Origin of the sequence: Brachybacterium sp. AOP29-B2-41, assembly GCF_052378395.1 — a bacterium.
In the GTDB taxonomy this organism is placed as follows: Bacteria; Actinomycetota; Actinomycetes; order Actinomycetales; family Dermabacteraceae; genus Brachybacterium.
The window spans coordinates 1-5,374 of sequence record NZ_JBQSXR010000041.1; the positions used below are offsets into that span (position 1 = coordinate 1).

The following is a 5,374-nucleotide window of genomic DNA, read 5'->3' on the forward strand; positions in this document are numbered from 1 at the left end:
AAGGGTCTCAAGCTCACTCCCACTCCCACAAAGATGTCCGGCGGCGACCTACTCTCCCACACCCTCCCGAGTGCAGTACCATCGGCGCAATCGAGCTTAGCTTCCGGGTTCGGAATGGAACCGGGCGTTTCCTCGACGCTATGACCGCCGTAACACAATGAGACAACCAGACCACCAGAACACCAACCCCTCAAGAAGAGGGCCGACGTTCTGAGGAGTTGTTCCTCGAGAACCGCACAGTGGACGCAAACACGCATAAACAATAAAAATGTTGTAGTAAGTCATCAGCCATTAGTACCAGTCAGCTCCACACATTGCTGTGCTTCCACATCTGGCCTATCAACCCAGTCATCTACTGGGGGCCTCTCACACCCGAAGGTGTATGGATATCTCATCTCGAAGCAGGCTTCCCGCTTAGATGCTTTCAGCGGTTATCCCTTCCCGACGTAGCCAACCAGCCATGCCCTTGGCAGAACAACTGGCACACCAGAGGTCAGTCCATCCCGGTCCTCTCGTACTAGGGACAGGACTTCTCAAATATCCAACGCGCGCAGCGGATAGGGACCGAACTGTCTCACGACGTTCTAAACCCAGCTCGCGTACCGCTTTAATGGGCGAACAGCCCAACCCTTGGGACCAACTCCAGCCCCAGGATGCGACGAGCCGACATCGAGGTGCCAAACCATGCCGTCGATATGAGCTCTTGGGCAAGATCAGCCTGTTATCCCCGGGGTACCTTTTATCCGTTGAGCGACACCCATTCCACAATGAGGTGCCGGATCACTAGTTCCTGCTTTCGCACCTGCCCGACATGTCTGTCTCGCAGTCAAGCTCCCTTGTGCACTTACACTCAACACCTGATTGCCAACCAGGCTGAGGGAACCTTTGAGCGCCTCCGTTACTCTTTAGGAGGCAACCGCCCCAGTTAAACTACCCATCAGACACTGTCCCTGATCCGGATCACGGACCGAGGTTAGGAATCCAAAACGACCAGAGTGGTATTTCAACAATGACTCCACACTCACTGGCGTGAATGCTTCCAAGTCTCCCACCTATCCTACACAAGCCGTTCCGAACACCAATATCAAACTATAGTAAAGGTCCCGGGGTCTTTCCGTCCTGCTGCGCGTAACGAGCATCTTTACTCGTAATGCAATTTCGCCGAGTTCGCGGTTGAGACAGTGGAGAAGTCGTTACGCCATTCGTGCAGGTCGGAACTTACCCGACAAGGAATTTCGCTACCTTAGGATGGTTATAGTTACCACCGCCGTTTACTGGGGCTTAAATTCTCAGCTTCGACACCGAAGTGTCTAACCGGTCCTCTTAACCTTCCAGCACCGGGCAGGCGTCAGTCCGTATACAGCGTCTTACGACTTCGCACGGACCTGTGTTTTTAGTAAACAGTCGCTTCTCCCTGGTCTCTGCGGCCCTCACCGCTCTCACGGTTCGGGCCCCCCTTCTCCCGAAGTTACGGGGGCATTTTGCCGAGTTCCTTAACCACGATTCTCTCGAACGCCTCGGTATTCTCTACCTGATCACCTGAGTCGGTTTAGGGTACGGGCGACCGTATTCGTCACGCCGGAACTTTTCTTGGCAGTACAGGATCACTCACCTACGCCCATACGGGATCCCCATCACGTCTGACCCTTGATGACCCCAGCATTACCCGGGGTCGGGCTGCACGCTTAGACGGACTATTCCATTAAGTCCGCGGAAGCTACCTCTCTGCGTCATTCCTCGCGCTGACCTACTACAACCTTGGTTCCCAGCCTCGTCAACCTCCACACCCCGAAGGGCATGGGGAAAACTCGGGTGGTTAGCATCGACTGCCTCGGTATGGGTCCTCCTACGATCGGTTCGGGAATATCAACCCGATGTCCATCGACTACGCCTGTCGGCCTCGCCTTAGGTCCCGACTAACCCAGGGCGGATAAACCTGGCCCTGGAACCCTTGATCAATCGGCGGACGGGTTTCTCACCCGTCTTTCGCTACTCATGCCTGCATTCTCACTCGTACAGCCTCCACCACTGGGTTCCCCCGCGGCTTCGCTGGCTGCACGACGCTCCCCTACCCATCCAGCCACAAGGACTGAATGACACAGCTTCGGCGGTGTGCTTGAGCCCCGCTAAATTGTCGGCGCAGAATCACTTGACCAGTGAGCTATTACGCACTCTTTCAAGGGTGGCTGCTTCTAAGCCAACCTCCTGGTTGTCTCAGCAACTCCACATCCTTTTCCACTTAGCACACGCTTAGGGGCCTTAGCTGATGTTCTGGGCTGTTTCCCTCTCGACTATGAAGCTTATCCCCCACAGTCTCACTGCTGCGCTCTAGCGTACCGGCATTCGGAGTTTGGCTAAGGTCAGTAACCCGGTGGGGCCCATCGCCTATCCAGTGCTCTACCTCCGGTACGGAACACGCAACGCTGCACCTAAATGCATTTCGGGGAGAACCAGCTATCACGAAGTTTGATTGGCCTTTCACCCCTATCCACAGGTCATCCCCTCCATTTTCAACTGAAGTGGGTTCGCGCCTCCACGCGGTCTTACCCGCGCTTCACACTGCCCATGGATAGATCACTTCGCTTCGGGTCTAGAGCCGGCGACTGAACGCCCCGTTCAGACTCGCTTTCGCTACGGCTACCCCACACGGGTTAACCTCGCCACCGACCACTAACTCGCAGGCTCATTCTTCAAAAGGCACGCCGTCACCCCTAAAGGCTCCGACGGATTGTAAGCACACGGTTTCAGGTACTATTTCACTCCCCTCCCGGGGTGCTTTTCACCTTTCCCTCACGGTACTTGTCCGCTATCGGTCAAGAGGTAGTATTTAGGCTTACCAGGTGGTCCTGGCAGATTCACACCAGATTTCACGGGTCCGGTGTTACTTGGGAACAGCATCGCGCCGTACATCGATTTCGTCTACGGGGGTCACACCCTCTACGCCGTCGCACTCAACACGACTTCGACTATCAATACACGTCCACGCCGAGCTGCCGGCAGACAGCCCTGATACGTCCCACAACCCCCAACCTGCAACCCCTGCCGGGTATCACACAGACCAGGTTTAGCCTCATCCGATTTCGCTCGCCACTACTCACGGAATCACTTTTGTTTTCTCTTCCTGCGGGTACTGAGATGTTTCACTTCCCCGCGTTCCCTCCACACCGCCTATACATTCAGCGGTGGGTACCACGACATGACTCGTGGTGGGTTTCCCCATTCGGACATCCTCGGATCACAGTTCGGTTGCCAACTCCCCGAGGCTTAACGCAGACTCCCACGTCCTTCGTCGGCTCCTCTTGCCAAGGCATCCACCGTGTGCCCTTTAAAACTTACGGCAACACACAAAGACACAAAATCTTTAAAATTGCTTACAAGATGCTCGCGTCCACTATGCAGTTCTCAAGAAACAACCCCACACCAACCCCACCCACGCATTCGCGCCAGGCAAGATCAGGGAGGACCAGCCACACACCCCAAAAAAGACCCTCCCGAAGGACGGTCCCGTTGGGGCTGCGTGCAGCCTCACAACCCAATAGCGTGTCTCCACCTCAAACCACCCAGCACACCCGCTTTCCACACCCCCCAAAGGGAGCGGTACTCACAAGCCATGCCAGCTGATGAAGCGCCTATTCGTTGATGTTCCACCCTTGAGCAACCACCCCCACCACACTCGGGCAGGAAAATGGCCACCATAATTGGTGATGCTCCTTAGAAAGGAGGTGATCCAGCCGCACCTTCCGGTACGGCTACCTTGTTACGACTTAGTCCCAATCACCGATCCCACCTTCGACAGCTCCCTCACGAGGATGGGCCACTGGCTTCGGGTGTTACCGACTTTCGTGACTTGACGGGCGGTGTGTACAAGGCCCGGGAACGTATTCACCGCAGCGTTGCTGATCTGCGATTACTAGCGACTCCGACTTCATGGGGTCGAGTTGCAGACCCCAATCCGAACTGAGGCCGGCTTTTTGGGATTCGCTCCACCTCACAGTTTCGCAACCCATTGTACCGACCATTGTAGCATGCTTGAAGCCCAAGACATAAGGGGCATGATGATTTGACGTCGTCCCCACCTTCCTCCGAGTTGACCCCGGCAGTCTCCTATGAGTCCCCACCATGACGTGCTGGCAACATAGAACGAGGGTTGCGCTCGTTGCGGGACTTAACCCAACATCTCACGACACGAGCTGACGACAACCATGCACCACCTGTGCACCAGTCCGAAGAAAACCACATCTCTGCAGTCGCCCGGTGCATGTCAAGCCTTGGTAAGGTTCTTCGCGTTGCATCGAATTAATCAGCATGCTCCGCCGCTTGTGCGGGCCCCCGTCAATTCCTTTGAGTTTTAGCCTTGCGGCCGTACTCCCCAGGCGGGGCACTTAATGCGTTAGCTACGACGCGGAAAACGTGGAATGTTCCCCACATCTAGTGCCCAACGTTTACGGCATGGACTACCAGGGTATCTAATCCTGTTCGCTACCCATGCTTTCGCTCCTCAGTGTCAGTAATGGCCCAGAGACCTGCCTTCGCCATCGGTGTTCTTCCTGATATCTGCGCATTTCACCGCTACACCAGGAGTTCCAGTCTCCCCTACCACACTCTAGCCTGCCCGTACCCACCGCACGCCCGAGGTTGAGCCTCGGGTTTTCACGGCAGACGCGACAAGCCACCTACGAGCTCTTTACGCCCAATAATTCCGGACAACGCTTGCGCCCTACGTATTACCGCGGCTGCTGGCACGTAGTTAGCCGGCGCTTCTTCTGCAGGTACCGTCACTTTCGCTTCTTCCCTACTGAAAGAGGTTTACAACCCGAAGGCCGTCATCCCTCACGCGGCGTCGCTGCATCAGGCTTTCGCCCATTGTGCAATATTCCCCACTGCTGCCTCCCGTAGGAGTCTGGGCCGTGTCTCAGTCCCAGTGTGGCCGGTCGCCCTCTCAGGCCGGCTACCCGTCATCGTCTTGGTGAGCCATTACCTCACCAACAAACTGATAGGCCGCGAGTCCATCCCTCACCGATAAATCTTTCCAACAACCACCATGCGGTAGAAGTTCATATCCGGTATTAGCCACGATTTCCCGAGGTTATCCCGAAGTGAGGGGCAGGTTACTCACGTGTTACTCACCCGTTCGCCACTAATCAGGCAGTGCAAGCACCACCGTCATCGTTCGACTTGCATGTGTTAAGCACGCCGCCAGCGTTCGTCCTGAGCCAGGATCAAACTCTCCATGAAAAAACATGAAAAACAGTATCCTGACAACATAAACAAACAACCAGCATATAACTGCTGTATCATCCGTATTATAATTGCCATTCAAAATAATGGCATCAACAAACAGACACGCTATTGAGATATCAAGCAACACGCGCAC

General features: G+C 55.3%; 3 rRNA genes. All 3 read right to left on the bottom strand.

Annotated elements, in window-relative coordinates:
- Positions 1-35: 35 nt before the first annotated feature.
- Positions 36-152 (bottom strand): 5S ribosomal RNA (gene rrf, locus ACT3T9_RS18730).
- A 120-nt stretch (positions 153-272) separates the two neighbouring features.
- Positions 273-3,338 (bottom strand): 23S ribosomal RNA (locus ACT3T9_RS18735).
- A gap of 377 nt (positions 3,339-3,715) precedes the next feature.
- Positions 3,716-5,235, bottom strand: a 16S ribosomal RNA gene (locus ACT3T9_RS18740).
- Together the 16S, 23S and 5S rRNA genes form the textbook arrangement of a ribosomal RNA operon.
- Positions 5,236-5,374: the final 139 nt, after the last annotated feature.